Source organism: Solwaraspora sp. WMMD791 (genome assembly GCF_029581195.1).
Taxonomy (GTDB): domain Bacteria; phylum Actinomycetota; class Actinomycetes; order Mycobacteriales; family Micromonosporaceae; genus Micromonospora_E.
Genome location: NZ_CP120737.1, coordinates 6,544,341 through 6,569,416 on the forward strand (window position 1 = coordinate 6,544,341; position 25,076 = coordinate 6,569,416).

Consider the following 25,076-nt stretch of genomic DNA (forward strand, 5'->3'; position numbering starts at 1 on the left):
CTACCCGGGCACGTCATCCAGTCCACCCGAGCTGCCTCTGGCCCAACCCCACTGTGCCGGTCGGCGTTCACCCGCGCACCGCCCCAGAGGGCTGGTGAAGATCGCAACAGGAGCGAACACACCGTGGCCGTAAAGATCCGGCTTCTGCGGATGGGCAAGATCCGCAACCCGCAGTACCGCATCGTCGTCGCCGACTCGCGTACCAAGCGCGATGGGCGGGCGATCGAGTTCGTCGGGATCTACCACCCGAAGGAAAACCCGTCGCTGATCGAGGTGACCTCGGACCGGGTGCAGTACTGGCTCTCGGTCGGCGCGCAGCCGAGCGAGGCCGTCCAGCGTCTGCTGGAGAAGACCGGCGACTGGCAGAAGTTCAAGGGCCTGCCGGCGCCGCCGCCGCTGCTGGTCGCCCCCGAGCGGGCCGACCGGAAGGCCACCTACGAGGCCGAGGCGAAGGCCGCCGCCGGCGTCGCGGACACCCCGGCCAAGCCGGCCAAGAAGGCGGAGAAGAAGGCCGAGCCCGCCGCCGAGGCGACCGTCACCGAGGAGCCGGCCGCTGCGGGCTCCGGTGAGCAGGCCTGAGATGGCCCTCCGGCCTGCGCTGGAGCACCTGGTCAAGGGGATCGTCACCCACCCGGACGACGTCCGGGTCCGGCTGGTCGACTCCCGTCGGGGCAAGCGCCTCGAAGTACGGGTGCACCCGGAGGACCTCGGCACCGTCATCGGCCGTGGCGGGCGGACCGCCAAGGCACTGCGCCAGGTGATCGGCTCGGTCGGCGGCCGCGGGGTGCGCGTCGACATCGTCGACTCGTACTGATGCTGCTGATCGTCGGCCGGATCGGCCGTCCGCACGGTATCCGTGGCGAGGTCACCGTCGAGGTGCGTACCGACGAGCCGGAGATCCGCTTCGCCGTCGGATCGGTGTTGACCACCGATTCGACGGCGGTGCGGCCCGCACCGCCGGCTGCGGCTCCGTCGTCGGGCGCTGACGGGGCGTCGCCGGACGGGGCGGTCCGGTTCGAGGTGCCCAGCCGGCTCACCATCGAGTCGGTGCGCTGGCACCAGGGCCGGCCGCTGGTGCAGTTCGCCGGGGTCGGTGACCGCGACGTCGCCGAGGCGCTGCGGGGTGTCCTGCTCTGCGTCGACAGTGCCGAGGTCGACGATCCGGACGATCCGGACGAATTCCGCGACCACCAGCTGGTCGGGCTGACGGCGGTCGCGCCGGACGGCCAGACCCTGGGGCAGGTGACCCGGATCGACCACGCTCCCGCGTCCGACCTGCTGGTCCTGCGTCGGCCGGACGGCCGGTCCGCGCTGGTGCCGTTCGTCCGGTCCATCGTGCCGGAGGTGGACCTGCCCGGCGGCCGGGTCGTCGTCGACGCCCCGGCTGGTCTGTTCGACCTGTGACCAGGCATCGAATGGGCGACCGTGACATCGACCGCTGAATCAGGCCCGGAATCGCCGTCGACGCCACGCCAGGTGGACGTCGTCACGATCTTTCCGGACTACCTCGCCCCGCTGGAGTTGTCGCTCATCGGCCGGGCCCGGCGGACGGGGCTGCTCGACGTACGGGTGCACGACCTGCGCCGGTGGACCCACGACGTGCACCGTACGGTGGACGACACGCCGTACGGTGGCGGTGCCGGAATGGTGATGCGGCCCGAACCGTGGGGTGCGGCCCTGGACGAGCTGGCCGGGGCGGACCAGCCACCGGCCCGGTTGGTGGTGCCGACCCCGGTCGGTGAGCGGTTCGACCAGGCGCTGGCCCAGCGGCTGGCCGCCGAGCCCCGGTTGATCTTCGCGTGCGGCCGCTACGAGGGCATCGACCAGCGGGTGATCGACCACGCGGCGGACCGGATGCCGGTGAGCGAGGTGTCCCTCGGTGATTTCGTGCTCTTCGGCGGCGAGGTCGCGGTCCTGGTGATCCTGGAGGCGGTGACCCGGCTGATCCCAGGGGTGCTCGGCAACGCCGGGTCCCTCGACGAGGAGTCGTACGCGGCCGGGTTGCTGGAGGCGCCGGTGTACACCAAGCCCGCCCAGTGGCGCGGGTACGACGTACCCGAGGTGCTGCGCTCCGGCGACCATGGCCGGATCGCCCGCTGGCGGCGCGACCAGGGCCTGCTGCGGACGGCGGCCCGACGGCCGGACCTGATCGCGGAGCTGTCACCCGATAGTTTCGACAAAAACGACATTGCGCTGTTGCGGACGGCCGGATTTCAAGTACCGGCCGGGGATATGGCAGAGTAGTGGGGTTGCCGCAGCCGGGGCACGCGCGTCCGGCTGCGAGGATCCTGACCGTGCGGAGCGCAGTCGCGGTCCGCCCAGGATCAGAATCATCCATCCGCGCACCGGGAGCCGGTGCGCCTTGAGTAGCCCAAGGATGCAGCGATGAACACGCTGGACGCTCTCGACGCCCAGTCGCAGCGGACCGACCTCCCGGACTTCCGCGCCGGTGACACGCTCAAGGTGCACGCCCGGGTCGTCGAAGGAAACCGGTCCCGGGTCCAGGTCTTCCAGGGCGTGGTGATCCGTCGCCAGGGGTCGGGCCTGCGGGAGACCTTCACCATCCGCAAGGTCAGCTTCGGTGTCGGGGTCGAGCGGACCTACCCGGTCAACAGCCCGGCCATCGACCGGATCGAGATGGTGACCCGTGGTGACGTACGTCGGGCCAAGCTCTACTACCTCCGGGACCTTCGCGGCAAGGCCGCCAAGATCAAGGAAAAGCGGGAGAAGCAGGTCAGCTGAGCCTGTTCGTCCCGGTTCCCGAATCCAGGACTGCCGCTGCAGCCTTCGGCCAACTACCCTTGCGGTAGTGACCGATGAGCAGCGCTACACCCGTGGCAGCCGCTGCGGCGGCGGTAGTCGACCGAGCTACCGCCTGTGGCGCCTGACGAGAGGCGCCGTGGGCGGTAGCGCCGTGTCTCGGGACCGGGGAGATGCGTAGCGTGTATCCGAACGAAGAGCTCGACCCCTGGCGGCGTACCTCCTCCGCTGGCGGTGCACCGCGAAGCCGACGGGAGACCCGGACCGGCTCCGGGTCGGCGGTACGCCCACGGGCCCGTCGACCCAGTCGGTCCACGATGCAGATGGTGCAGCGTCGCCGTCGGCAGATGCCGTTGTGGCAGGAGCTTCCTCTCCTGCTCGTCGTAGCCTTCTGCCTGGCGGTGCTGATCCGCTCCTTCCTGCTGCAGGCCTTCTTCATCCCGTCCGGGTCGATGGAGGACACCCTGCTCGTCGGCGACCGGGTGCTGGTCAACAAGGTCGTCTACGACGTACGGGACCCGGTCCGCGGCGAGGTCGTGGTCTTCCGGGGCACCAACAACTGGGTCCCGGAGAACGTCGAGGACCCCAACCTGGGGTTCACCGCCAAACTCGGACGGACGATCGGTGACCTGGTCGGGCTCGGCCGGCCCGGTGAGAAGGACTTCATCAAACGGGTCATCGGGGTTCCGGGCGACCGCATCCGCTGCTGCGACGACCAGGGCCGGCTGACCGTCAACGGTCAGCCCCTGGACGAGTCGGCGTACGTGCTGGAGGACTCCCCACTCGACGTACCCCCCAATCCGGGGGAGTGCCGGTCACGCCAGTTCGGCGAGATCGTCGTCGAGCCGGGGCACCTTTTCGTAATGGGCGACCACCGGCTGGTCTCGCAGGATTCCCGCTGTCAGGGGTCGGTGCCCATCGAGAACGTCATCGGCCGGGCCTTCGTCATCGTCTGGCCGCAGGGCCGCTGGGACGGCCTGTCGGTGCCGGAGACCTTCGACGACCTGCCACCGTCCACGGCGACCCCCGCTGCGGTGGAGCGTCCGGAGAACGTGCCGGACACCTCAGGTGACCTGGTGGTGGTGCTGCCCGTGCTGATTCCGCTACTCGCCGCTTCGGGCTCCGCGCGGTCGTTGCCAGCCAGACGTCGTAGGCTCCGGTTGTGATCGACGAGCAGACCGAGAAGAAGCCCAATTCCTTCTGGCGTGAACTACCGATCCTGTTGGGTGTGGCGGTCCTCGTCGCAGTCCTGGTCCGGGCGTTCGTCCTGCAGACCTTCTACATCCCGTCCCCGTCGATGGAACACACCCTCGACATCAACGACCGGGTGCTGGTCAACAAGGTCGTCTACCACTTCCGCTCGCCCGACCGCGGCGAGATCGTCGTGTTCCGGGCACCGCCGGAGTGGAGCAGCAACCCGGACGGCGAGGACTTCATCAAGCGGGTCATCGGCGTCGGTGGCGACCGGGTCCAATGCTGCGACCCGGAGGAACGTCTGGTCATCAACGGCCAGCCGCTCGACGAGCCGTACATCTTCTCCGAAGGTGGCATCCAGGACCCGGCGGCGGTCGGGCCCTTCGACATCACCGTGCCGGCGGGGCGGCTCTGGGTGATGGGCGACCATCGTTCCGCCTCCGGCGACTCGCTGGAGCACTGGGACCGTACCGGCAACATCGACGTCGCCACCATTCCGGAGGACGACGTGGTCGGGCGGGCCTTCACGATCTTCTGGCCGATCGGTCGGGCGACCTGGCTGACCGTACCGGAGCCGTTCGACAGCGTTCCGGAGCCGTGACCGGGGCCGTCGGTGAATGTCCGGCGGGTCTCCTACTCTGGACGGGTGACGTACCCGCAACCGCCGACGGGCCCGGCGCTTCCGGCCGCCCCGGCACACGCGGTGGTGCGCGACCGTCGGGGTGCCCGCGTGCTGGTGATCGACGCGGCGCACCGGGTGCTGTTGCTGCGCGGGCACGATCCCGCGCGGCCGCACCACCGTTACTGGTTCACCCCCGGCGGTGGTCTTGCCCCTGATGAGGAACCCGCCGACGGTGCCGTCCGGGAGCTGGCCGAGGAGATCGGCCTGCGCGTCGCGGCGAGCGTGCTGGGACCGCCGGTCTGGCAGGAGACCGTCGAGTTCCCCTTCGACGGTCAGTGGTACCGCCAGCAGCAGCAGTTCTTCCTGCTGCGGGTGCCGGCCTGGCAGGTCGACACCAGCGGCTTCGACGAGGTCGAGCGGCGCACCATCGACGCCCACCGCTGGTGGAGCGAAGGTGAGCTCGCCGCGACAGGTGAGCGGATCTACCCGCCGGAGCTGTTGACGGTGCTGCGGCGACTGCCGGACAGGAGCGATTCGTGCTGACCCCACCGCGGACCGTGGTCCGTCGCGACGCCGGCCTCTACGCGCTGGAACGCGCCCTGCAGCGGCGCGGCTTCGCGCACGTCGCCGGCGCCGACGAGGCGGGGCGCGGTGCCTGCGCTGGCCCGCTGGTCGCGGCGGCGGTGGTGCTGGCACCCGGCCGGCGCGGCGAGATCGCCGGTCTGGCCGACTCCAAGTTGCTCACTCCCGCGGCCCGGGAGCGGGTCTACGCGGCGGTCGTCGCGCAGGCGGTCGCGTACCAGGTGATCGTCGTCGGGGCGGAGGAGATCGACGGGCGCGGTCTGCACGTGTGCAACCTGGCCGCGATGCGGCGCGCGCTGGCCGGGCTGTCGGTGGCGCCGGAGTACGTGCTCACCGACGGGTTCGGCGTCGACGGCCTCGGTGTGCCTGGTCTGGCGGTCTGGAAGGGTGACCGGGTCTCGGCCTGCGTGGCGGCGGCCAGTGTGCTGGCGAAGGTGACCCGGGACCGGCTGATGGTCCAGCTCGACGCCGAGTTCCCCGGGTACGGGTTCGCCGAGCACAAGGGGTACGCCACCGCCGATCACCAGGCTGCGCTGGACCGGCACGGTCCGTGCGTCGAGCACCGCTTCTCGTACGTCAACGTCGCTGCCGCCTCGGGTCGGTCCGGCCGCCCGCCCCGGGCCCGGCGGCCGGTGCCCGACATCGGCATCCGTGAGCCGATGGGGCGGATGGACCCGGCACGCGGTACCGTCGGCGTGGCGTTGGACGAGCAGCTTCGCCAACCGGCGCTACTGGGGGAAGATGTGGTCATGGAAGGCGGATGGCGATGAGCGCCGAGGATCTCGAAAAGTACGAGACAGAGATGGAGCTGCAGCTCTACCGGGAGTACCGCGACATCGTCCGCCAGTTTTCGTACGTCGTCGAGACCGAGCGCCGCTTTTACCTGGCGAATCAGGTCGACCTGCACGTACGCAACTCTGACGGCGAGGTGTACTTCGAGGTGGAGATGCACGACGCCTGGGTGTGGGACATGTACCGCCCTGCACGGTTCGTGAAAAATGTCCGAGTTATGACGTTCAAAGACGTGAATGTCGAAGAGTTGGACAAGCCTGAGATATCACTACCCGCAGATTCTGGATTCAGCGGCTGATCCGCGCCCGCCGCACACCGGCCCGTCGTCCTTAGCAGAATTCTGCTCCAGACGTCGGTTTTCCACATCCGGAGCGTCGTCCACAGCCCGCCGGTACCGTCCGTTGCCCGTCGGTCCGCGGGACGGCAGCCTGCGAGGATGAGAACCGTCGTCACGGCGGCGCTGTCCGCCGTTCTGCTCGCCGCCGGCCCACCCGCCAGCGCGCCGCCCACCCCGGAGACCGTCGTCGTCGCGGGGAGTCCGACCACTGCGGAGCGGTTCCGGTTGCCGCTGGACGGGCCGCCCCGGGTCAGTCGGCGCTTCGATCCACCATCGCTGCCCTGGGGCCGAGGGCATCGCGGCGTCGACCTGCAGGCCGTTGGACCGGGCGTCACGGTGTACGCCGCCGGCGCCGGCACGGTCAGCCACGCCGGCCGGATCGTCGACCGGGGCGTGGTGAGCATCAGCCACCCCGGTGGGTTCCGGACCACCTACGAGCCGCTCGACACCGGACTGCCCGTCGGCGCGACCGTCGTCGCCGGCACCCCGATCGGCGTACTCGCCGACGGGCACCGCGGCTGCCCGGCCGGTGCCTGCCTGCACTGGGGCCTGCGGCAGCACGACGGTGGCTACCTCGATCCGCTGCTGCTGCTCGGCGACGGACGTACCCGACTGCTGCCCACCCATGGGTAGCGTCGACCCGGGTCACGGCAGGCGTCAACCGGCCCGGCGCAGCACCCCCGGCAGCCGGTCGGCGAGCCGGTCGTACTCGGCGGCCTGGTTGTAGACCTGGGCGCAGATCCGCAGCCAGGCGCGCCCCGACCACCAGCTCACCAACACCTCGGCGGCCAACTCGTCGGCGATGCGCTGCCGCAGCCGGATCGCCTGCGCCTTCCCGTCGACCGGCGCACCGGGCAACGGGACGAGTCGCATCGCCAGCTCGGCGGCACCGGGCTGATCGGCGTCCGGCTGCGGCAACTGTTCCTCGGGCACCCCCAGGGCGTCGGCCACCACCCGCTGGCCGTAGCCGACCAGAGCGGCGTTGTGCTGGCGTACCCGGTCCACCCCCAGGCTGCGCAGTGTGTACAGGCCAGCCGGTGCCGCGAGCCAGGCGGTGTAGTCCCGGGTGCCCTGCCACTCGACCCGCTGCGGAAACCCGCTGTCCTGCTCCCAGGAGACACCAGGCGGCTCCATCCGGTCCCGCCAGGACGGTCGGACCACCAGCAGCGCCGTCGCTCGCGGCGCGAACGCCCACTTGTGCAGGTTGCCGACCCAGAAATCGGCACCGATCCGGTCCACTTCGACCGACAGCATCCCCGGTACGTGCGCCGCGTCGACCAGGACCGGCACCCCCGCGTCGCGGGCCGCCGCGACGAGGCCGGCGACCGGCATCAGCCGCGCGGTCGCGGAGGTGATCTGATCCACCACCAGCAGCCGGGTACGTCCGGGACGCAGCGCCGCGCGTACCGCCTCGACGATCTCGGCACCCGTCGCGGCCAACGGCACGTCGACGACCCGCCGAACGGCCCCGGTGAGGCGGCACTCCCGGTCGACGGAGAGAGCGACCGCGCCGTACCCGTGGTTGGTCAGCAGCACCTCGTCGCCAGCGGCCAGCCGCAGCGTGCGCAGCACCATCGCGGTCGCGACGGTCACGTTGTCTACCAGTGCCGCGTTGTCCGGATCGGCACCGAGGAAACCGGCGAGGTGCCGGCGGGTGTGCGCCAGCCGTTCCAGTAGTCCCTGCGTCAGGAAGCGGTGCGGGTTGGCCTCCATCTCGTCGCGCAGCCGCTGCTGAGCCCGCTGCACGGTCACCGGCACCGCGCCGAACGCGCCGTGGTTGAGATAGGCGGTCGCCGGGTCGAGGGAGAACAGCATCCGTGCGCCGGGCAGCGGTACGGGTGGTGCGGAGCCACCGATCATCCTGCCGATCCTAGAGCGCGCCGGCACGGCGGCGACCTCACGCCCGTGGATGTGCCTGCCGGTACGCCTGCCGCAGCCGTTCGACCGATACGTGTGTGTAGAGCTGGGTGCTCGACAGCGCGGCGTGGCCCAGCAGTTCCTGCACCGACCGCAGGTCGGCACCGCCCTCCAACAGGTGCGTCGCCGCCGAATGGCGCAGCCCGTGCGGGGTCGTCCGGGGCAGGCCAGCCGCGTGCGCCGCCGCCGCGACGATCCGGCGTGCCACCGCGGTCTGCAACCGGCCGCCTTTCGCCCCCAGCAGCAGCGCGTCGCCGGACCGGGGGCCGGCCAGTTCGGGCCGGGCACGCCGCAGCCAGTCGCGCAGCGCCGCCTCAGCCGGTTCGCCGTACGGCACCGTGCGCTCCCGTCCGCCCTTGCCGAGCACCCGCACGATCCGCCGCACCTGGTCGACGTCGGCGATGTCGAGTCCGCACAGTTCACTGACCCGGACACCGGTGGCGTAGAGCAGTTCCAGCACCAGCCGGTCGCGTGCGGGCAGCGGGTCGGCGGTGCTGTCGGCCGGTGGCATCAGCTGCTCCGCCTGGTCGGCGCGGAGCACCGCCGGCAACCGCCGGTGCGGTTTCGGGCTGGCCAGGGCGGCACCTGGGTCGGTGGCGACGAGACCGGCGCGGTGCGCCCAGGCGCTGAAGGTACGGGCGGTGGCCGCCCGCCGGGCCAACGTCGCCCGTGCCGCGCCCACCGTGCGTTGGCGGGCCAGCCAGCTGCGCAGCACCGCCAGGTCCAGCCCGGCAGGTGTCCGCACGCCCATCCGGGTGGCATGGTCGAGCAGGGACACGACGTCGGCGACGTAGGCCCGGACGGTATGCGTGGAGCGGTTGTCGACCAGGGCGAGGTGCTGGGCGAACGAGTCCACCGCGTCGCGCATCCCGGCCGGCAGCGTGGCATGCCGCTCGGCGGTGCCCCGCCTGCCGTCCCTGCCCATGCGCTGACCGTGGCCGCCGGCAGCCGACCGGTCAAGCCGCCACGCCGCCCCGTTCATGCACGCTTCGGCGGCGGCAACCGGTAACGCCCGTCGGCGCCGGCCAGCAGGCCCTTGGTCTGCAACTCGGTGACCGCCCGCATCGTGGAGCGGATGTCGACCCCGGCCCGCCCGGACAGGTCGTCGAGGTCGATCCAACCCCGCCCGGGCACGGCCTCCAGGACCCGGGCCGACCGGGGGTCGAGCGCGTCGCGCGGACGTTGCGGCCCGCGTGGCGTCGGGGCCAGGTCGACGCCGATCCGGCCGATCTCCTCCTGCACGTGAGCCACCCCGGCGACGAGCCGTGCCTGTGGATGGTCCCGCAGTATCTCGTGGCAGCCGACCGACACCGCCGAGGTGATCGGACCTGGCACCACCATCGCGGCCCGGCCGAGCGCCAGCGCCCGCCGGATCGTCTGCGCCGCGCCGCTACGGGCACCGGCCTCGACGACGACGGTGCCGGCCGTGGCCGCAGCGATCAGCCGGTTGCGGGTGAGGAACCGGTGGCGCAGTGGCTCGGCACCCGGCAGCCACTCGCTGACCAGCAGGCCGGTCTCGGCGATCTGATCGAACATCGCGGCGTTGCCGGCCGGGTAGGGCCGGTCGATCCCGCAGGCGAGCACCGCGACGGTCGGGCCGCCAGCGGCCAGTGCTCCCCGGTGGGCGCAGGCGTCGATGCCGTACGCCCCACCGGAGACGATCGTCCAGCCACGGGTGGCCAGGCCGTGGCTGAATTCGCCGCAGACGTGCCGACCGTAATCGGTGGGGGCACGGGTGCCGACCACCGCGACCGATCTGGCCAGTGCCGCGTCGACTGCCAGCGGCCCCCGGACCCAGAGCGCCAGCGGCGGCGCGCCCTGGCGGACCCCCGTACCGTCGGCGGTCGTGGCACGAGCGCCGTGACGGGTCAGCCGATGCAGGTCCTCGATCTGCCTGGGCCACTCGGTGGTCTCCGGGGTGACCAGCCGGCCGCCGGCCCGGACGGCTCGGTCGACGGCAGCCGTCGCCACCTCGATCGGGTCGGCCGTCGCCAACCGCGCCGCCGCCGAAACCCGGGTCGCCTCGCCCAACTCCCGACCAGCACACAGCCGGGCGAGCGCCTCGACAGCACCGACCTCGGCCACCATCCGGTGGACGGTCTCGTTGCCGGGTTCGGCGAGCCAGGTCAACGCGACCCGGGCGAGCTGCTCCTCTGTCGGGCCTGCTCCGGCTGCCGGGCCCGGGCTCTGTGGGTCGTGCGTCGATGGCATCACAGGTCCCCCGTCCGCAGTTGGATCGCTTCACCGACGTCGGTGCCGTCTGGCCGTGCCCGCCCGTCGAGGTCGGCGATCGACCAGGCGAGCCGCAGGACCCGGTCGTAGCCGCGGGCGGAGATCGCACCGATGTCCAGCCGGTGCCGGAGCTCGTCGGTGTGCGTCGCCGGTAACCGCCAGGGTGGCTGGCGTAGCGCCGGACCGGGCACCACGGCGTTGCACCGCCAGCCGTGCCCGGACCACCGGCGCGCGGCGGACGCCCGGGCGGTGGCGACCCGGGCCGCCACCGACGCGGACGTCTCCGACGTGGCAGCGGTCGAGGTCAGCTCGGCAGCGCGCAACGGTGGCAACGTCACCTGCAGATCGACCCGATCCAGCAGCGGCCCGGACAGTCTGCTGCGGTAGCGGCGGCGGACCGTCGGCGGGCATTCGCAGTACTGGTCCCCGGCGGGCTTGGCGCAGGGGCAGGGATTGGCGGCCAGGACCAGTTGGCAGCGGGCCGGGTACTCGGTGACCCCGCGCGAGCGGGTGATCAGCACCCGCCCCTTCTCCAGCGGTTGCCGCAGCGACTCCAGAGCCCGGGTGGTGAACTCGGCGGCCTCGTCGAGAAAGAGAACCCCGTGATGGGCCAGGGACACCGCGCCGGGGCGGGCCAGCCCGGTGCCACCGCCGACCAGCGATGCGACGGTCGCGGAATGATGCGGGGCCTGGAACGGCGGCCGGCGCAGCAGTGGCCCACCTGGCGGCAGGACACCGGCGATCGAATGCAGCGCGGAGACCTCCAGGGCGGCGTCGTCGTCCAGCGGTGGCAGCAGGCCGGGCAGCCGCTCCGCCAGCATGGTCTTGCCTGCCCCGGGCGGACCCAGCAGGGCGATGTGGTGGCCGCCGGCGGCGGCGATCTCCAGAGCACGCTTGCCGAGTGCCTGACCGGAGACGTCGGCGAGATCCGGCACGGCGGGCTCGGCGGCCGGTGCCGTGACCGGCGGATCGAGCAGCGGACCCTCGCCTCTGATGAAGGCGATCAGTCGGTGCAGGGTGTCGACGGCACGCACCCGTACCCCGGGAACCGCCGCCGCCTCAGCGGCGTTGGTCGTCGGAACGACGACCTGGGTGACACCGGTGCGGGCAGCCGCCGCCACCATCGGCAGGATTCCGCGCACCGGTCGTACGGTGCCGTCGAGGCCGAGCTCGCCCAGTAGCGCGACACCGTCGACGGGGGCGAGCGGCAACTCCCCGGTGCCGCCGAGCAGCGCGGTGGCGATGGCCAGATCGAACCCGGATCCGATCTTGGGCAGGGTGGCGGGCAGCAGGTTGACGGTGATCCGCCGGTTCGGCCAGCTCTGGCCGGAGTTGACGACCGCGGCACGGACCCGGTCGCGTGCCTCGTGCAGGGTGGTGTCGGGCAGACCGGAGATGATGACGGCGGGCAGCCCGGCGGCGAGGTCGGCCTCGACCTCCACCAGGTGTCCGGTCACCCCGACCAGCCCGACGCAGAGGACCTTCGCGTAGCTCATCCGCCAACGGTGACCGCTCGACGCGGTCCGCGTGGGTCGGTGTGCCGCCGGCTGTGGACAACTGTCGACGCTGTGGACGGTGCGACGGTCCTCGTCGGTCTGTGGTACGGCGGTCGGCGCCCATGCCACTGTCAGAACGCTGCGGGAACATGATCCACCTGGGCCGCGCCGGAGCGGCCGACGCGTACCGCGACGAGGTCGAAGCGCACCTCGCGGCGTCGGTGACCGGGGTGCGCGGCGAGCCAGGCGGCGGCCAGCCGACGGATCCGGCCCGCCTTGACGGTGGTGACCGCCTCCTCCGGCGTGCCGAACCGCTCGCCGCGTCGGGTCTTCACTTCGCAGAACACCACCGTGTCGCCGTCTCGGGCGATGATGTCGATCTCGCCGGTCGGGCAGCGCCAGTTGCGGTCGACGATGACGAGTCCGGCGTCGGTCAGGAACCGGACGGCACATCGCTCGCCGTACTGGCCGATGGCTTGTCTGCTGGCGGTCATGCCCGGACCATGGCTGCGGACCGGGGCCGGCGTCGGGCCGCCGGCGCCGCCGGTGTGGACATCGGGGCCGCCTGTGGACAACGACGCCGACACCGGACCGATGTGCTAGCCCGCTACCTGTTCGGGTGGGCGCCGACCAGCATGACCAGCGCCTGTTCGGGTGGGCGCCGACCAGCATGACCAGTGCCGACGCGGGGGGCGTCGGGGGTGCGGGCGCGACGGGGTCCGGGTGGCGCGGGTGGTACGGGTGGCATACGGTGCCTGTCCGTGGACCCGAACGCACACCAGTCGGACGACGCCGATCCCCGGTGGTACTCCGAGCGCACCTACGTCGACCAGTCCTGGCAGTCGAGCACCCCGGAGCGGTACCCGGTCGCACCACGCGGTGACACCGGCCCGGCCGCGGAGCCGACCACCGACCGCTTCGGCGAGGACCCGCTGGGTCTCGGCGGCCGGTACGGCGAGACCGGCCGTCGAGCGGCGCCGGAGTCCGGCCGCCGGGCCGCCCCCGAGACCGGCCGCCGCGCGGCCGTCGAGCCGTCCTCGGCACCGCCGTACGGCATGCCGGTGGTCTCGGCGCCGCCGTTCGCGCCGCCGGGTTCGACCTCGCCCACGCCGTTCGCTCCGGCGGGTTCGTCGCCGCGTCCACCGTTCGCCGCACCGGTGTCGGCGGCGCCGTTCGCCGAGCCGGCCAGCGGGCCGCCGGGTACCTCGGGCGGCTCCCGGGCGCCGGACCCCGCGGCTGATTCGGGCCTCGTGACCGATTCCGGCCCGGTCGCGGAGACCGGCCGGGTCGGTGAGCCGCGCGGGTCGGTCGACGTGCCGACCGGTCCGATGCCGCCGGTGACCCCACGGCCGCCGGCCGAGCCGCCGCCACCCGCCGGTGAGTACGGCCGCCGTCCGCCGTCCGGCGGCATGATCGGCGACGGCGTGTACCGCAGCCGTCGGCCCGCGCAGGCGATCTTCTACGCCGTACTGGTGATGATTCTCGAGGTGCCGGCGTTGCGGTTGTTGCTCGACGGCGCGTTGGCGGAACCGGCCGGGCCCGGTGCGGTGGTCGCCGGTACGGCGCTGATGCTGGGCCTGCCCGCCTTCGGGCTCGGCATGTTCGGGTTGACCACCGGTGCGACGAAGGTGGGGGATCCCGTCGAGGCCTGGCTGCGTCCGCCTACCGCGTACCTGTTGGTCGGTCTGTTCCTGTTCCTGGTGGCCGGTCTGGCCGGCTGAGTCGGCACGGCCCTGGTGGCCGGTCTGGCCGGTCGACGCCGGTGGCCCTGGTGGTCGCCGGTGTCCGGGCTGGCGGGGCCCGCGCACGGTGCAGGGCGTACACTCGAACACTGGCGACCGCCCTGCGCGGTCGACCTCGCGTGCCCTTCTCCCCGGCTGTTGCCGTGGGGGCGACGGTTCCCTGGTCCTGATCTCTCGGGCCCATCATGACCGCCGACCGGGCACCAGGACGCCGGCCGCCGGCCGGCGTGACAACCAGGGACAACAGGGAGAAACCCACCATGGCCGTCGTGACCATGCGTCAGCTGCTGGAAAGTGGTGTTCACTTCGGGCACCAGACCCGGCGCTGGAACCCGAAGATGAAGCGCTTCATCTTCACCGAGCGCAACGGTATCTACATCATCGACCTGCGCCAGACCCTCGACTACATCGAGAAGGCGTACACCTTCGTGCGCGACACCGTCGCCGACGGCGGCAACATTCTCTTCGTCGGCACCAAGAAGCAGGCGCAGGAGGCGATCGCCGAGCAGGCGACCCGGGTCGGTCAGCCGTACGTCAACCACCGGTGGCTCGGCGGCATGCTGACCAACTTCCAGACGGTGTACAAGCGGCTGCAGCGGATGAAGGAGCTGGAGGCGCTCGACCTGACCGGCACCGCGCAGGGCTACACCAAGAAGGAGACCCTGCAGCTGTCCCGGGAGAAGGACAAGCTGAGCCGTACGCTCGGTGGTCTGCGGGACATGCAGAAGGTGCCGGCGGCGATCTGGGTCGTCGACACCAAGAAGGAGCACATCGCTGTCGACGAGGCCCGCAAGCTGGGCATTCCGGTGATCGCGGTGCTCGACACCAACTGTGACCCGGACGAGGTCGACTTCCCGATCCCGGGCAACGACGACGCGATCCGCTCGGCCGAGCTGCTCACCCGGGTCGTGGCGGCCGCCGTCGCCGACGGCCTGATCGCCCGGTCGGGCAAGTCGCGCGGTGCCGAGGACAAGCCGGAGCCGGGCGCCGTCGCCACCGACGAGCCGCTGCCCGAGTGGGAGCGTGAGCTGCTCGAAGGCCCGGCCAACAAGGAGAACGAGCCCGCTCCCGCCACCGCCGCTGCGGAATGACGACCACCCAAGCCGACTGACGAGATCGAAGAGAGAGTCATGTCCAACTTCACCGCCGCGGACGTCAAGAAGCTCCGCGACCTCACCGGCGCCGGCATGATGGACTGCAAGAAGGCGCTGCAGGAGGCCGAGGGCGACGTCGACAAGGCCGTCGAGATCCTGCGGATCAAGGGCGCCAAGGACGTCGGCAAGCGGGCCGGGCGTACCGCCGCCAACGGCCTGGTGGCCCACGCCGGGTCGGCGCTGCTGGAGTTCAACTGCGAGACCGACTTCGTCGCCAAGAACACCGACTTCATCGAGTTCGCCCAGCTCCTCGTCGAGCACGGTGAGCAGATCAAGGCGACCGACGCCGAATCACTGCTCGGCTCCACCCTGCCGGACGGTCGGTCGGTGGCCGACGCCGTACAGGAGCAGTCGGCCAAGATCGGCGAGAAGCTGGTGTTGAACCGGTTCGCCCGCCTCGACGGCACCATCGCGGTCTACCTGCACCGCAAGGCGCAGGACCTGCCGCCGCAGGTCGGTGTGCTGGTCGGGTACGCCGGCAAGACCGACGAGGCCGCCGACGCCGACGCCCGGGGTGTGGCGATGCAGATCGCCGCGATGCGGCCGCGCTTCCTCACCCGGGACGAGGTGCCCGCCGAGACCGTGGAGTCGGAGCGGCGGATCGCCGAGCAGACCGCCCGCGAGGAGGGCAAGCCGGAAGCGGCGATGCCCAAGATCATCGAGGGTCGGGTGAACGCCTTCTTCAAGGACTTCGTCCTGTTGGAGCAGGCCTCGGTCGCCGACAACAAGAAGACGGTCAAGCAGGTCGTTGCCGAGGCCGGCATCGACGTCACCGGCTTCGTCCGGTTCGAGGTCGGGCAGGCCTGAGCCACGGCGGTGGTCGTCGATCCGCCGGGTCACGGCCCAGGTACGGCGACCACCCGCCAGGACCGGTAGCACGATCGACGCAGGAGGCCGTTGGTGTACGTGACAGGCACCACGGCCTCCTCGTTCCGTAGGGTGGGCTCAGCTAGGGAAGGGCGGGTCGGATGACGCAGGTAACGAGTGGGAGCCCGCTCGCGGCGGACGACCCCACGGCACCGCCGCCCGGGCGTTCCCGGCGGGTGGTGCTGAAGTTGTCCGGTGAGGTCTTCGGCGGTGGGGCGATCGGCGTCGACCCGGACGTCGTCCAGGACATCGCCCGACAGATCGCGACCGTCTCCCGCCTGGGGGTCCAGGTCTCGGTGGTGGTCGGCGGCGGCAACTTCTTCCGCGGCGCGGAGCTGCAGAAACGCGGCATGGACCGGGCTCGCGCCGACTACATGGGCATGCTCGGCACGGTGATGAACTGTCTCGCGCTGCAGGACTTCCTGGAGAAGGAGGGCGTGGAGACCCGGGTCCAGAGCGCCATCACGATGGCCCAGGTCGCCGAGCCGTACATTCCGCTGCGGGCGATCCGGCACTTGGAGAAGGGCCGGGTGGTCATCTTCGGAGCGGGCGCCGGGATGCCGTACTTCTCCACCGACACGGTCTCCGCCCAGCGGGCGCTGGAGATCCACGCCGACGTCGTCCTGATGAGCAAGAACGGGGTGGACGGGGTGTACACCGCGGATCCGCGGACCGATCCTACTGCCCGCAAGCTGGACACCGTGACCTTCGCCGAGGCGCTGCGACGCGGTCTGCGGGTCGCCGACGCCGCCGCGTTCAGCCTCTGCATGGACAACGACCTGCCGATGCTGGTCTTCGGCGCGCAGGGCGACGACACGATCGTGCGCGCGGTCGCCGGGGAACGCATCGGTACCTTGATCACGACCTGACCGACCGGTCCGCCCCACGGGCTGTGCCGACCGGCGGTACGCAGTAGGACAGGGAGCCAGAAGGAGGCGACGGAACAGGTGATCGAGGAGACTCTGCTCGAAGCAGAGGAGAAGATGGAGCGTGCGGTCGAGCACGCCAAGGAGGATCTAGGCGCGATCCGTACCGGTCGGGCCACTCCGGCGATGTTCTCCCGGATCGTGCTCGACTACTACGGGACCCCGACGCCGATCACCCAGATGGCGTCCGTCGCGGTGCCGGAGCCGCGAATGGCGATCATCAAGCCGTACGACATGTCGCAGCTCGCCGCGATGGAGAAGGCGATCCGGGACTCGGATCTGGGCGTGAACCCGAACAACGAGGGTAACCAGCTGCGGATCCTGCTGCCGCAGATGACCGAGGACCGTCGCCGGGACATGATCAAGGTGGCCCGGGGCAAGGGCGAGGACGCCAAGGTGGCGATCCGCAACGTCCGGCGCAAGGGCAAGGAAGAGCTGGACCGCATCGTCAAGGACGGCGAAGCCGGTGAGGACGATGGACGCCGGGCCGAGAAGGAGCTGGACGACCTGACCCACCGCTACGTGGCCAGCGTCGACGAACTGGTCAAGCACAAGGAAACCGAGCTGCTCGAGGTCTGATGTCCTATCCCGAGACCGCCGGCGGCGACCACCCGGATGCGCGAACTCGGGCGCGGCGCCCCGGTGCCGCGCCCGAATCGTCGGCACGCCAGGTGCGCAACGGCTATCCGGCGGTCGAGCGGACCGACCCGTACGGCAGGCCGGCCGGACCGGTCGCCGGCGGTGCGCCGACCTACGGCCCGACCGGCGATACGTCGGTCTACGGTCCGGTCGGCGGGGTGCCCGTATACGGTCCGGCTGGTCATACGGACCGCGCGCCCAACGGTCCGTACACCGGCACCGGCGAACTACCGCACGCGGGACCGTACACCGGCACCGGAGTCGGCTACGTGGCCGACCACCGACCCGGCGGCGGGTCGCTCAACGGTACGCAGACCGCTGGGCACGACGGATCGCGCTCCGGGGGACACGACAGGTGGCCGCCGGACCCGTCGCACGGCCAGTGGCCGCCGGACCCGTCGAATGGCCAGTGGCCGCCGGGCGAGCCGCCGTCACCTGAGCCGTCGTCCGACGAGCCGGTGCCGTTCGACGACAGACTCGCCACCGACGGGCCGTCGCCGTCCGACGCCGAGACGGAGCCGGAATCGGCGGCCCGTCGACGGGCCGGGGCCCGGCGTCGACGGGCCGGTCGCTCGACGCCGACCCGTCAGTCGCGATCCGCCGACGGTTCCGGCCAGCCCGCCACGGCCGGTGCGGCCGGCGCGACCGCTCAGCCGGCCGCGACATCCGGCCCGGGTACGCCGGAGCCGAGTCGGGCCGGACGCAACCTTCCTGCAGCCATCGGCGTCGGGGTGGGCCTGGGCGGTATGGTTCTCGCCTCGTTGTTCGTCTGGCGACCCGCCTTCCTCGCGGTCGTGGTGGCCGCGGTCAGCCTCGGCACGTGGGAGATGACCCGGGCGGTACGCGGCAGCGGTGCCCGACCGCCCCTGCCGCCGTTGCTCGCCGGCGGCGTGCTGATGGCAGTGCTCGCCTGGCAGGTCGGACCGGACGCGTTGGCCCTCGGGCTGCTGCTGACGATCCTGGCCATGCTGGTCTGGCGGCTCGGCGACGGACCGCCGGGCTTCCAGCGGGACGCCGCCACGGCCACCCTGATCGCCGTCTACGTGCCGTTCCTCGGCGGGTTCGCCGGGTTGCTCGCCAGCCGCCCCGACGGCGATCTACGGATCCTGGTCACGCTCGCGGCGGTGATTCTCTCGGACACCGGCGGGTACGCCGCCGGGGTGTTCTTCGGGCGGCACCGGATGGCCCCGACGATCAGCCCGAAGAAATCCTGGGAGGGCTTCGCGGGTTCGGTGGCCGCCGCTGCCGCCGGTTCCGCCGTACTGCTCTATCTGCTGCTCGACGTGATGCCCCTGTGGGGTGCCCTGTTCGGGGTGGCGGTGTCGATCGCAGCGGTCCTGGGTGATCTCGGCGAATCGATGATCAAGCGGGATCTCGGAGTCAAGGACATGAGCAACCTGTTGCCCGGACACGGCGGGTTGATGGACCGGCTGGACTCGATCCTGTTGGCGCTGCCGGTCTCCTATCTCGTGTTGACCTTGATCGCGCCGGCCGGCTGACGCGCGTCGCCCGCCCGATCGTCGTGCCTGCGCCGCGCTGGCTGAGGCGCTGAGTCCGCGTTCAGCTGTCGGGGTGACCCGATCTGGGCCCCGGGGCGAGCCGATTTCGGTGGGATCGTGGGAGACTGGACCTGCCATGAGAAGTCTGCCGTTGACCCCGACCCGTCCGACGACCACCGCCACGCCGGCTGGTCGCGCGGCCATGCCACCCCAGCACCTGGCTGATCTCGATCTCGAACAGCGGCAGACGTTGCTGGCCGGGCTCGGTCAACCGGCCTACCGGGCCAGGCAGGTCTCCACCCACTACTTCACCCGGCTGGTCCGCGATCCCGCTGCGATGACCGACCTGCCGGCGTCGGCCCGCGCGCCGATCACCGAACGGCTGCTGCCGACTCTGCTCACCGCCGTACGGCAGCGCAGTTGCGACGACGGGTCGACGCACAAGGCGCTGTGGCGGCTGCACGACGGCGCGTTGGTGGAGAGCGTGCTGATGGGCTACCCGGACCGGGTCACCGCCTGCGTCTCCAGCCAGGCCGGTTGCGGCATGGCCTGCCCGTTCTGCGCGACCGGTCAGGCCGGGCTGACCCGTAACCTCTCCACGGCGGAGATCGTCGACCAGGTGGTCTTCCTCGCCGGGGTGGCCGCTCGCGGCGGTGTCACCGGATCCCCGCCCCGCCTGTCGCACGTGGTGTTCATGGGCATGGGTGAGCCGCTGGCCAACTACGGCCGGGTGGTCGCGGCGGTCCGCCGGCTCTGCGCCCCGGCTCCGGAGGGTCTCGGGCTGTCCCAGCGGCACGTGACGGTCTCCACGGTCGGCCTGGTGCCGGCGATGCGCCGGCTCGTCGGAGAAGACCTTTCGGTGACTCTTGCGCTGTCGTTGCACGCGCCCGATGATGATCTGCGCGATGAACTCGTGCCAGTCAACCAACGGTGGAAGGTCGCTGAAGTCCTTGACGCCGCGTGGGACTACGCGGACCGCACGGGCCGGCGGGTCTCCATCGAATACGCGATGATCCGGGATGTGAACGACCAGCCATGGCGGGCGGACCTGCTGGGCCGATTGCTGGCTGGTCGGATGGCCCATGTGAATCTCATTCCGCTCAATCCGACTCCCGGCAGTCGTTGGGATGCCAGCCCGAAGCCGGTCGAGCGGGAATTCGTCCGCCGGCTGCGGGCGGCCGGTGTCGCGGTCACCGTACGCGACACCCGGGGCAGGGAGATCGACGGTGCATGCGGGCAGCTTGCCGCCGCGCAGACGGCGACGTGAGCTACCGGTGATCAGCGAGTGAATCAGGAGACATAGTGGCGAGTCAGGGACAGCGCTTCCGGCGCAAGGCGCTTCGTCGGGGTTACAAGGTCGACGAAGTGGATGCCTTCCTCGACCGCGTCGAGGCCACACTCGCTGGCGAACCGGTCGGATCACCGGTTTCCGCACAGGAAGTGCATGACGTCGTATTCCGTGTCCGCTTCAACGGCTACGACGAATGGCAGGTCGACCTGCATCTGGACCGGGTCGAACGGCAACTGGCCGAGTTGGAGGAGCGGGGTCCGGCGGCCCGAGGCTCCGGTGCCGCCGCCGTACCGCCCGAGCGACTGGCCCCACCGCCGCGCGAGGACCGGCCGATTGCCGCAGCGGCGCCGGCCCTGCCGGCACGGCCGGTGCCCGCCCAGCCGGCTCCGCCACCGCACGACCCGTACGGGGGCGGCGGCTATCCGGAGCAGCCCGCCGCCGCCGGTTACGGGCGCTACGACGACCCACGTGGTGCCGGCGGTTACCCGCCGCCCGGTGGCGGCCCCGGCGGGCCGCCGGCCACACCGGTGCCCGCTGGTCCGCACCGGGGCTTCGGGCCGGGCCCGGAAGGCCGGTTCGACGGGTTCGAACAGGGGCGCCACGGCAAGGCCGACATGACGGCCGAGATCTACTTCCCGGACCGACGGTCGGGTCCGGCCGGCCCGCCGACGGGCGGGCACCCGCAGCTCCCCGGGGGGATGCCCGGCCCTGGCGGTCCGGGCCCGCGTGACGGCGGGTTCGGCCCGCGTGACGGTGGTCCGGGGATGCCGGGCCCCGGGGGTCCGGGATTCGGTGGACATCCCGGACCGGGCGGACATTCCGGTGCAGCCGGTCACCACGCGACGGGTGGGTACCCCGGCGTCGGCGGGTACCCGGGCGGGCCCGGTCAGCCCGGCCTGGGCACCCCGCCCGGTGGACCGCCGGCCGGCGGTGGCGGTGATCTGCAGCGGGTCGACCAGATCCGGCGGACCTTCCAGGTGCGCCGGTTCGGCAGCGGCTACGACCCGATGCAGGTGGACCGGCTGTTCGAGGACATCCTGACCGCGATGGCGGGGCGTGGGCCGATGCCGGTGAACACCGCGGACCTCGACACCATGCAGTTCGGCCTGGTGACCGGCGGCTACTTCGAGGCGGAGGTCGACGCGGCACTCAAGGAGGTGCAGGACATCCTGCACCGGGGTCGCTGACGTGTCGTCCGCCGGGCCCGGTCTGACCGGGCCCGGCGGTCACTTCTTGGCAGACCGTGCGGTCGCTGCTGGGCGGCCCGGCGTCCGGTCAGGACCGCAGGCCGTTGCGCCGCAGGACGATGTCGCCGACGACGATGGCCAGCAGTCCGACGGCCAGTCCGATCAGCCAGATGTTCTCCACCCGGCCGTCGTGGTTGCCGATCAGCATCGACAGCAGCGCCAAGGCTGAGACGACGGCTCCGATGCGCCCCAGCTTGCGGTGGCCCGGCTTGTGCTGATCGGGCGAGGTCACCGGCTCGGTTCCGGCCACGGCTGGTCCTCCTTTACGAGCGGAACCCGCTCACTCGTTCGGAACCCGACCAGTCTGGCACGACCCCGCCCGGCGTACCGCCGCACCCCGCCCGGCGTACCGCCGCGGGCCCCAGGTGAGGGCTCCGGTCCGCCGTCGACGGCGCGGCGATCCGGGCGTCGCCGACCGGTGCGCCGACGGACTCCGGTAGCGTTTCGGGCGTACACCCATTTCTGTGACCGAGGGGGTCTGTGCGGTGCGAGTGACGGGTACCGGGCACGCCAGCATGCGGATCGACACGGCCGCGGGCAGCATCCTGTGCGACCCGTGGGTCAATCCGGCCTACTTCGCCTCGTGGTTCCCCTTCCCGGACAACTCCCAGCTCGACTGGGAGTCCCTCGGTCAGGTCGACTACCTGTACGTGTCCCACCTGCACCGGGACCACTTCGACGCGGCGCACCTGAAGCGGTTCGTGTCGAAGAAGGCGACCGTGCTGCTGCCGGAGTACCCAACCTCGGAGCTGGAGGACGAGCTGCGGGAGCTGGGCTTCACCAGCTTCCTGCGGACCAGGAGCAACGAGGTCGTCGAGCTCGACGGCGGGCTGAACGTCATGATTCAGGCGCTGACCAGCCCCACCGACGGCCCGATCGGAGACTCGTCGCTCTGGGTCGAACACGACGGCATCCGGCTGCTCAACCAGAACGACGCGCGCCCCACGGACCTGTCCACGTTCGCCGCCCTCGGCCACGTGCACGCCCACATGCTGCAGTTCTCCGGTGCCATCTGGTACCCGATGGTCTACGAGCTGCCGGCCGCCGCGAAGACCGCGTTCGGCAAGCAGAAGCGGGAACGCCAGTTCGACCGGACCTGGCGCTACATCGACGACCTGAAGGCGTCGTACGTCTTCCCGATCGCCGGGCCGCCGTGTTTCCTCGACGACGAGCTCTGGCAGTTCAACGACATCCACGGCGACGAGGGCAACATCTTCCCCGACCAGCAGGTCTTCCTGACCGAGTACGCCAAGGTCGGCGGCACGAACGCGGTGGTGCTGCTGCCCGGTTCGGTCGCCGAGGTGACCGCCGACGACTGCCGGGCCACCCATCCTCAGCCGGTCGAGGAGTTCTTCGCCGGCAAGCAGGCCCACCTGGTCGAGATGCGTGAGCGCAAGCGGCCGGTCATCGAGGCCGAGAAGGCGTCCTGGCGCCACCCGGAGATCGACGTGCTGGGCGAGATGAAGCGCCGCATCGAGCCGCTGCTGGAGGAGTCGGTCTACCTGGCCAAGGGCGTCGGCGGGCCGGTCCGGTTCGACCTGGTCGGCTACGACGGCGAGTCGGTCGAGTCGATCGTCGTCGACTTCCCCGGCAAGCAGGTCCGCCCGTACGCCGACGAGAAGGTCCGCTACCGGTTCCGTACCGAACGGGCGTTGGTGGAGCACCTGCTGCACATCGGTGAGGTGGACTGGGTCAACTCGCTCTTCCTCTCCTGCCGCTTCTCGGCGGCCCGCATCGGCCAGTACAACGAGTTCGTCTACGCGTTCTTCAAGTGCCTGTCCACCGAGCGGCTGCAGTACGCCGAGGGCTGGTACGCCGAGCAGCGCCCGGACGCCGAGGACATCAAGCTCGGCGACTGGATCGTGCAGCGGCGCTGTCCGCACCTGAAGGCGGACCTGACCCGGTTCGGCATCGTCGACGGCGACCAGCTCACCTGCCAGCTGCACGGCTGGCGGTTCGACCTGCCCAGCGGGCGCTGCCTGACCAGCGTCGGGCACGAGATCCGGGCCCGCCGTGCCGGCACCCCGGCACCCGAGGAGACGCCGACGGACGCACCGGTCGGCCAACCGGCGGCGCAGGCCTGACCCAGCGGGCCTTACCGCCCCAGGTCGGCGAGGATCCGCCGGGCCGCGTTGTGTCCGGCGGCGCCGATCACGCTGCCCGCCGGGTGGGTGCCGGCACTGCCCGCGTACAGGCCGGGCAGCCCGGTGGCGTACGGCATCCGGTCGGTGAACGACACCGTGTTGTCGACGTGGTGGATGTGCCCGCCGGTGATGCCGAAGTGGGCTTCGATGCCGGGCGGGGCGAGCGGTACGACGTCGGCGACCAGTGCGCTGGTGCCGGGGGCGTACCGGTCGCAGATCGCCAACAGCTGGTCGACGTACCCGGGTAGCTCGGTCGACCACGACGAACCCGCCGGCTGCCACGGCACCGACTGGACGAACAACGCCGAGGAGTGATGCCCGGCGGGGTCGCACAGCGACGGATCGACGGTGGTGTGCAGGTACCACTCGATGGTCGGCTCGGCGGGCAGCCGGCCGGCCCGTACGTCGGCCCACATCGCCCGCAGCGCGGTCATCGGCGAGGTGCCCCCGCCGTCGGGCAGCAGCGACGCCGAGCCGGGCAGCAGGTGGATCGTGGCCCCGAACGGGCTCGGCGCGTCGTCGGGCAGGCAATTGAACCGGGGCAGGCCGCGCAGCGCCAGGTTGACCTTCAGGGTGCTGCCGGGGCGGCGGGTGGCCGCGATCCGGTCGGTCAGCGCCGCCGGCACGGCGCCGTCGGGGGCCAGCTCCAGCAGCCGGTACGGGTCACAGGCACCGAGCACCACCTCGGCGGCCACCGCCCGGTCACCGCCGACGACGACCCCGTCGACGCTGCCGGCGGTCACGGTGATTCCGGTCACCGGTGCGCCGGTGACGATCCGCGCCCCGGCGGCCCGCGCGGCGTCGGCGAAGATCCGCGACACGGTGCCCATCCCACCGGCGGCGATCATCCAGGTGCCATCGGCCCCGGGCAACCGGCACATGTTGTGCACCAGAAAGTTGTGGCCGGTGCCGGGATCGTCCGGGCCGGCGGTCAGCCCGCTCAGCCCGTCGGTGACCGCGTACATGGCGACCAGCAGCTCGGAACGGAACGCGAAGCGGGCCAGGTAGTCGGCGACCGAGCCGCGGACCAGGTCGACGAAGACCTGCCGCAGCGCCGGGCGGACGTAGCGGTCGGCGGTCTGCTCCACCGGCAGCGGCTCGGCCAGCCAGGCCGGCGCGAGGTCGTCGCGTAGCGCGGCCAGCTCGGCCTGCATCGCGTCGTCGGCGGCGGAGTCGGCGGGGGAGAAGGTGGCGGCCATCTGCGCCCGGGTCGCGGCCCGGTCGGCACCGAACAGCAGGTACGGCGACCCGGGCCTACCCGGGGTGGGCAGGAAGTAGTGCGGGTCGCGGCGCAGCACCGGGATGGCCACGTCGAGGGTGGCCAGCAGCTCCGGCGGCATCAGTCCGAGCAGGTACGACCCGGTGGAGTGCCGCAGCCCTGGCACCTTCGTGAACGGCTGCTCGGTGCGGGTCGCGCCGCCGACGACGTCGGCCGCCTCCAGCACCAGCACGTCCAGCCCGGCGCGGGCCAGCAGGATCGCCGAGACCAGCCCGTTGTGCCCGGCCCCGACGACGACCACGTCCGCCCGGGTCGGTAGCGCGGCGCCACCGGCGGCCGGGACGGGTCCGGTGGCCGGAAGTTGTGACGTACCCATGCGCTGACCCTAGTCCCCGTGCGGCGTCCATGATGGGCCT

The 25,076-nt window shown here is 71.7% G+C and carries 27 protein-coding genes; 20 read left to right on the plus strand and 7 right to left on the minus strand.

Annotated elements, in window-relative coordinates:
* The first annotated feature begins 123 nt into the window (after nt 1-123).
* The 11 genes from rpsP to O7623_RS29570 all read left to right on the plus strand — a co-directional run bounded on the left by rpsP (nt 124) and on the right by O7623_RS29570 (nt 6,920).
* Nucleotides 124-579, plus strand: a complete 456-nt coding sequence (gene rpsP, locus O7623_RS29520; RefSeq protein WP_282226192.1) for a 30S ribosomal protein S16 — start codon at nt 124-126, stop codon at nt 577-579.
* Nucleotides 554-814, plus strand: a complete 261-nt coding sequence (locus O7623_RS29525) for an RNA-binding protein (protein ID WP_282229644.1) — start codon at nt 554-556, stop codon at nt 812-814. The genes rpsP and O7623_RS29525 overlap by 26 nt, the downstream gene beginning before the upstream one ends.
* Before the next feature lie 2 nt (nt 815-816).
* On the plus strand, nt 817-1,404 hold the full coding sequence (rimM, locus tag O7623_RS29530; protein ID WP_282229645.1) for a ribosome maturation factor RimM: 588 nt from the start codon (nt 817-819) through the stop codon (nt 1,402-1,404).
* Between the two features lie 72 nt (nt 1,405-1,476).
* Nucleotides 1,477-2,244 carry a tRNA (guanosine(37)-N1)-methyltransferase TrmD gene (trmD, locus tag O7623_RS29535; RefSeq protein ID WP_282226193.1) on the plus strand — a complete coding sequence of 256 codons (768 nt, stop codon included), beginning with the start codon at nt 1,477-1,479 and terminating at the stop codon, nt 2,242-2,244.
* Nucleotides 2,245-2,385: 141 nt separating this feature from the next.
* Complete coding sequence (gene rplS, locus O7623_RS29540) at nt 2,386-2,742, plus strand: 50S ribosomal protein L19 (RefSeq protein WP_282226194.1); 357 nt, start codon at nt 2,386-2,388, stop codon at nt 2,740-2,742.
* Between the two features lie 335 nt (nt 2,743-3,077).
* A complete protein-coding gene (gene lepB, locus O7623_RS29545; protein ID WP_282229646.1) occupies nt 3,078-3,926 on the plus strand; it encodes a signal peptidase I in 849 nt (282 codons plus the stop codon).
* Complete coding sequence (gene lepB, locus O7623_RS29550; RefSeq protein ID WP_282226195.1) at nt 3,923-4,555, plus strand: signal peptidase I; 633 nt, start codon at nt 3,923-3,925, stop codon at nt 4,553-4,555. The genes lepB (O7623_RS29545) and lepB (O7623_RS29550) overlap by 4 nt, the downstream gene beginning before the upstream one ends.
* A gap of 45 nt (nt 4,556-4,600) precedes the next feature.
* Nucleotides 4,601-5,119: an NUDIX domain-containing protein gene (locus tag O7623_RS29555; RefSeq protein WP_348775116.1), complete on the plus strand. Its 519-nt coding sequence runs from the start codon at nt 4,601-4,603 to the stop codon at nt 5,117-5,119.
* On the plus strand, nt 5,113-5,928 hold the full coding sequence (locus tag O7623_RS29560) for a ribonuclease HII (protein ID WP_282226196.1): 816 nt from the start codon (nt 5,113-5,115) through the stop codon (nt 5,926-5,928). Before O7623_RS29555 ends, O7623_RS29560 begins: the two co-directional genes overlap by 7 nt.
* Nucleotides 5,925-6,248, plus strand: a complete 324-nt coding sequence (locus O7623_RS29565) for a DUF2469 domain-containing protein (protein WP_123604412.1) — start codon at nt 5,925-5,927, stop codon at nt 6,246-6,248. Before O7623_RS29560 ends, O7623_RS29565 begins: the two co-directional genes overlap by 4 nt.
* Nucleotides 6,249-6,386: 138 nt before the next feature.
* Nucleotides 6,387-6,920, plus strand: coding sequence for a M23 family metallopeptidase (locus O7623_RS29570; RefSeq protein ID WP_282226197.1), 534 nt, complete (start codon nt 6,387-6,389; stop codon nt 6,918-6,920).
* Between the two features lie 24 nt (nt 6,921-6,944).
* On the opposite strand, the gene O7623_RS29575 is transcribed toward O7623_RS29570, so the two are convergent.
* From O7623_RS29575 to O7623_RS29595, 5 genes are all read right to left on the minus strand, one after another.
* Nucleotides 6,945-8,147, minus strand: coding sequence for an aminotransferase class V-fold PLP-dependent enzyme (locus tag O7623_RS29575; RefSeq protein ID WP_282226198.1), 1,203 nt, complete (start codon nt 8,145-8,147; stop codon nt 6,945-6,947).
* A gap of 37 nt (nt 8,148-8,184) precedes the next feature.
* Complete coding sequence (locus O7623_RS29580; protein ID WP_282226199.1) at nt 8,185-9,129, minus strand: tyrosine recombinase XerC; 945 nt, start codon at nt 9,127-9,129, stop codon at nt 8,185-8,187.
* Nucleotides 9,130-9,182: 53 nt separating this feature from the next.
* Nucleotides 9,183-10,415: a DNA-processing protein DprA gene (dprA, locus tag O7623_RS29585; RefSeq protein ID WP_282226200.1), complete on the minus strand. Its 1,233-nt coding sequence runs from the start codon at nt 10,413-10,415 to the stop codon at nt 9,183-9,185.
* Nucleotides 10,415-11,932 (minus strand): YifB family Mg chelatase-like AAA ATPase, encoded by a 1,518-nt coding sequence (locus O7623_RS29590; protein WP_282226201.1) that lies wholly within the window; start codon nt 11,930-11,932, stop codon nt 10,415-10,417. The genes dprA and O7623_RS29590 overlap by 1 nt, the downstream gene beginning before the upstream one ends.
* 131 nt (nt 11,933-12,063) lie before the next feature.
* Nucleotides 12,064-12,426 (minus strand): YraN family protein, encoded by a 363-nt coding sequence (locus tag O7623_RS29595; protein WP_282226202.1) that lies wholly within the window; start codon nt 12,424-12,426, stop codon nt 12,064-12,066.
* Between the two features lie 267 nt (nt 12,427-12,693).
* Here O7623_RS29595 and O7623_RS29600 point away from each other — a divergent pair, with 267 nt between their 5' ends.
* The 8 genes from O7623_RS29600 (at nt 12,694) to O7623_RS29635 (ending at nt 21,237) form a co-directional block, all read left to right on the plus strand.
* The gene (locus tag O7623_RS29600) at nt 12,694-13,653 is read left to right on the plus strand and encodes a hypothetical protein (protein ID WP_282226203.1); all 960 of its coding nucleotides are present in this window, start codon (nt 12,694-12,696) and stop codon (nt 13,651-13,653) included.
* Between the two features lie 281 nt (nt 13,654-13,934).
* Nucleotides 13,935-14,765, plus strand: a complete 831-nt coding sequence (gene rpsB / locus O7623_RS29605) for a 30S ribosomal protein S2 (protein WP_282226204.1) — start codon at nt 13,935-13,937, stop codon at nt 14,763-14,765.
* A 39-nt stretch (nt 14,766-14,804) separates the two neighbouring features.
* Nucleotides 14,805-15,635, plus strand: a complete 831-nt coding sequence (gene tsf / locus O7623_RS29610) for a translation elongation factor Ts (RefSeq protein ID WP_282226205.1) — start codon at nt 14,805-14,807, stop codon at nt 15,633-15,635.
* A 161-nt stretch (nt 15,636-15,796) separates the two neighbouring features.
* A complete protein-coding gene (pyrH, locus tag O7623_RS29615) occupies nt 15,797-16,564 on the plus strand; it encodes a UMP kinase (RefSeq protein WP_282226206.1) in 768 nt (255 codons plus the stop codon).
* A gap of 78 nt (nt 16,565-16,642) precedes the next feature.
* Complete coding sequence (frr, locus tag O7623_RS29620) at nt 16,643-17,200, plus strand: ribosome recycling factor (RefSeq protein ID WP_282226207.1); 558 nt, start codon at nt 16,643-16,645, stop codon at nt 17,198-17,200.
* Nucleotides 17,200-18,759, plus strand: coding sequence for a phosphatidate cytidylyltransferase (locus tag O7623_RS29625; RefSeq protein WP_282226208.1), 1,560 nt, complete (start codon nt 17,200-17,202; stop codon nt 18,757-18,759). Before frr ends, O7623_RS29625 begins: the two co-directional genes overlap by 1 nt.
* Nucleotides 18,760-18,895: 136 nt before the next feature.
* Complete coding sequence (gene rlmN / locus O7623_RS29630; RefSeq protein ID WP_282226209.1) at nt 18,896-20,026, plus strand: 23S rRNA (adenine(2503)-C(2))-methyltransferase RlmN; 1,131 nt, start codon at nt 18,896-18,898, stop codon at nt 20,024-20,026.
* 35 nt (nt 20,027-20,061) lie between these two features.
* Nucleotides 20,062-21,237: a DivIVA domain-containing protein gene (locus O7623_RS29635; protein ID WP_282226210.1), complete on the plus strand. Its 1,176-nt coding sequence runs from the start codon at nt 20,062-20,064 to the stop codon at nt 21,235-21,237.
* 88 nt (nt 21,238-21,325) lie between these two features.
* On the opposite strand, the gene O7623_RS29640 is transcribed toward O7623_RS29635, so the two are convergent.
* Nucleotides 21,326-21,547 (minus strand): DUF2631 domain-containing protein, encoded by a 222-nt coding sequence (locus O7623_RS29640; RefSeq protein WP_282226211.1) that lies wholly within the window; start codon nt 21,545-21,547, stop codon nt 21,326-21,328.
* A 235-nt stretch (nt 21,548-21,782) separates the two neighbouring features.
* Here O7623_RS29640 and O7623_RS29645 point away from each other — a divergent pair, with 235 nt between their 5' ends.
* A complete protein-coding gene (locus O7623_RS29645; RefSeq protein WP_282226212.1) occupies nt 21,783-23,381 on the plus strand; it encodes a Rieske 2Fe-2S domain-containing protein in 1,599 nt (532 codons plus the stop codon).
* A gap of 11 nt (nt 23,382-23,392) precedes the next feature.
* On the opposite strand, the gene O7623_RS29650 is transcribed toward O7623_RS29645, so the two are convergent.
* Nucleotides 23,393-25,036 (minus strand): NAD(P)/FAD-dependent oxidoreductase, encoded by a 1,644-nt coding sequence (locus O7623_RS29650; RefSeq protein ID WP_282226213.1) that lies wholly within the window; start codon nt 25,034-25,036, stop codon nt 23,393-23,395.
* Between the last annotated feature and the right edge of the window lie 40 nt (nt 25,037-25,076).

What these genes read in the sequence shown, in the direction of transcription:
- rplS (WP_282226194.1), top strand. Translation starts at nt 2,386, where the DNA reads ATGAACACGCTGGACGCTCTCGACGCCCAGTCGCAGCGGACCGACCTC.
- lepB (WP_282229646.1), top strand. Translation starts at nt 3,078, where the DNA reads ATGCAGATGGTGCAGCGTCGCCGTCGGCAGATGCCGTTGTGGCAGGAG.
- O7623_RS29565 (WP_123604412.1), top strand. Translation starts at nt 5,925, where the DNA reads ATGAGCGCCGAGGATCTCGAAAAGTACGAGACAGAGATGGAGCTGCAG.
- O7623_RS29570 (WP_282226197.1), top strand. Translation starts at nt 6,387, where the DNA reads ATGAGAACCGTCGTCACGGCGGCGCTGTCCGCCGTTCTGCTCGCCGCC.
- O7623_RS29575 (WP_282226198.1), bottom strand. Translation starts at nt 8,147, where the DNA reads ATGATCGGTGGCTCCGCACCACCCGTACCGCTGCCCGGCGCACGGATG.
- O7623_RS29580 (WP_282226199.1), bottom strand. Translation starts at nt 9,129, where the DNA reads ATGGGCAGGGACGGCAGGCGGGGCACCGCCGAGCGGCATGCCACGCTG.
- dprA (WP_282226200.1), bottom strand. Translation starts at nt 10,415, where the DNA reads ATGCCATCGACGCACGACCCACAGAGCCCGGGCCCGGCAGCCGGAGCA.
- O7623_RS29590 (WP_282226201.1), bottom strand. Translation starts at nt 11,932, where the DNA reads ATGAGCTACGCGAAGGTCCTCTGCGTCGGGCTGGTCGGGGTGACCGGA.
- O7623_RS29595 (WP_282226202.1), bottom strand. Translation starts at nt 12,426, where the DNA reads ATGACCGCCAGCAGACAAGCCATCGGCCAGTACGGCGAGCGATGTGCC.
- rpsB (WP_282226204.1), top strand. Translation starts at nt 13,935, where the DNA reads ATGGCCGTCGTGACCATGCGTCAGCTGCTGGAAAGTGGTGTTCACTTC.
- tsf (WP_282226205.1), top strand. Translation starts at nt 14,805, where the DNA reads ATGTCCAACTTCACCGCCGCGGACGTCAAGAAGCTCCGCGACCTCACC.
- pyrH (WP_282226206.1), top strand. Translation starts at nt 15,797, where the DNA reads ATGACGCAGGTAACGAGTGGGAGCCCGCTCGCGGCGGACGACCCCACG.
- O7623_RS29625 (WP_282226208.1), top strand. Translation starts at nt 17,200, where the DNA reads ATGTCCTATCCCGAGACCGCCGGCGGCGACCACCCGGATGCGCGAACT.
- rlmN (WP_282226209.1), top strand. Translation starts at nt 18,896, where the DNA reads ATGAGAAGTCTGCCGTTGACCCCGACCCGTCCGACGACCACCGCCACG.
- O7623_RS29650 (WP_282226213.1), bottom strand. Translation starts at nt 25,036, where the DNA reads ATGGGTACGTCACAACTTCCGGCCACCGGACCCGTCCCGGCCGCCGGT.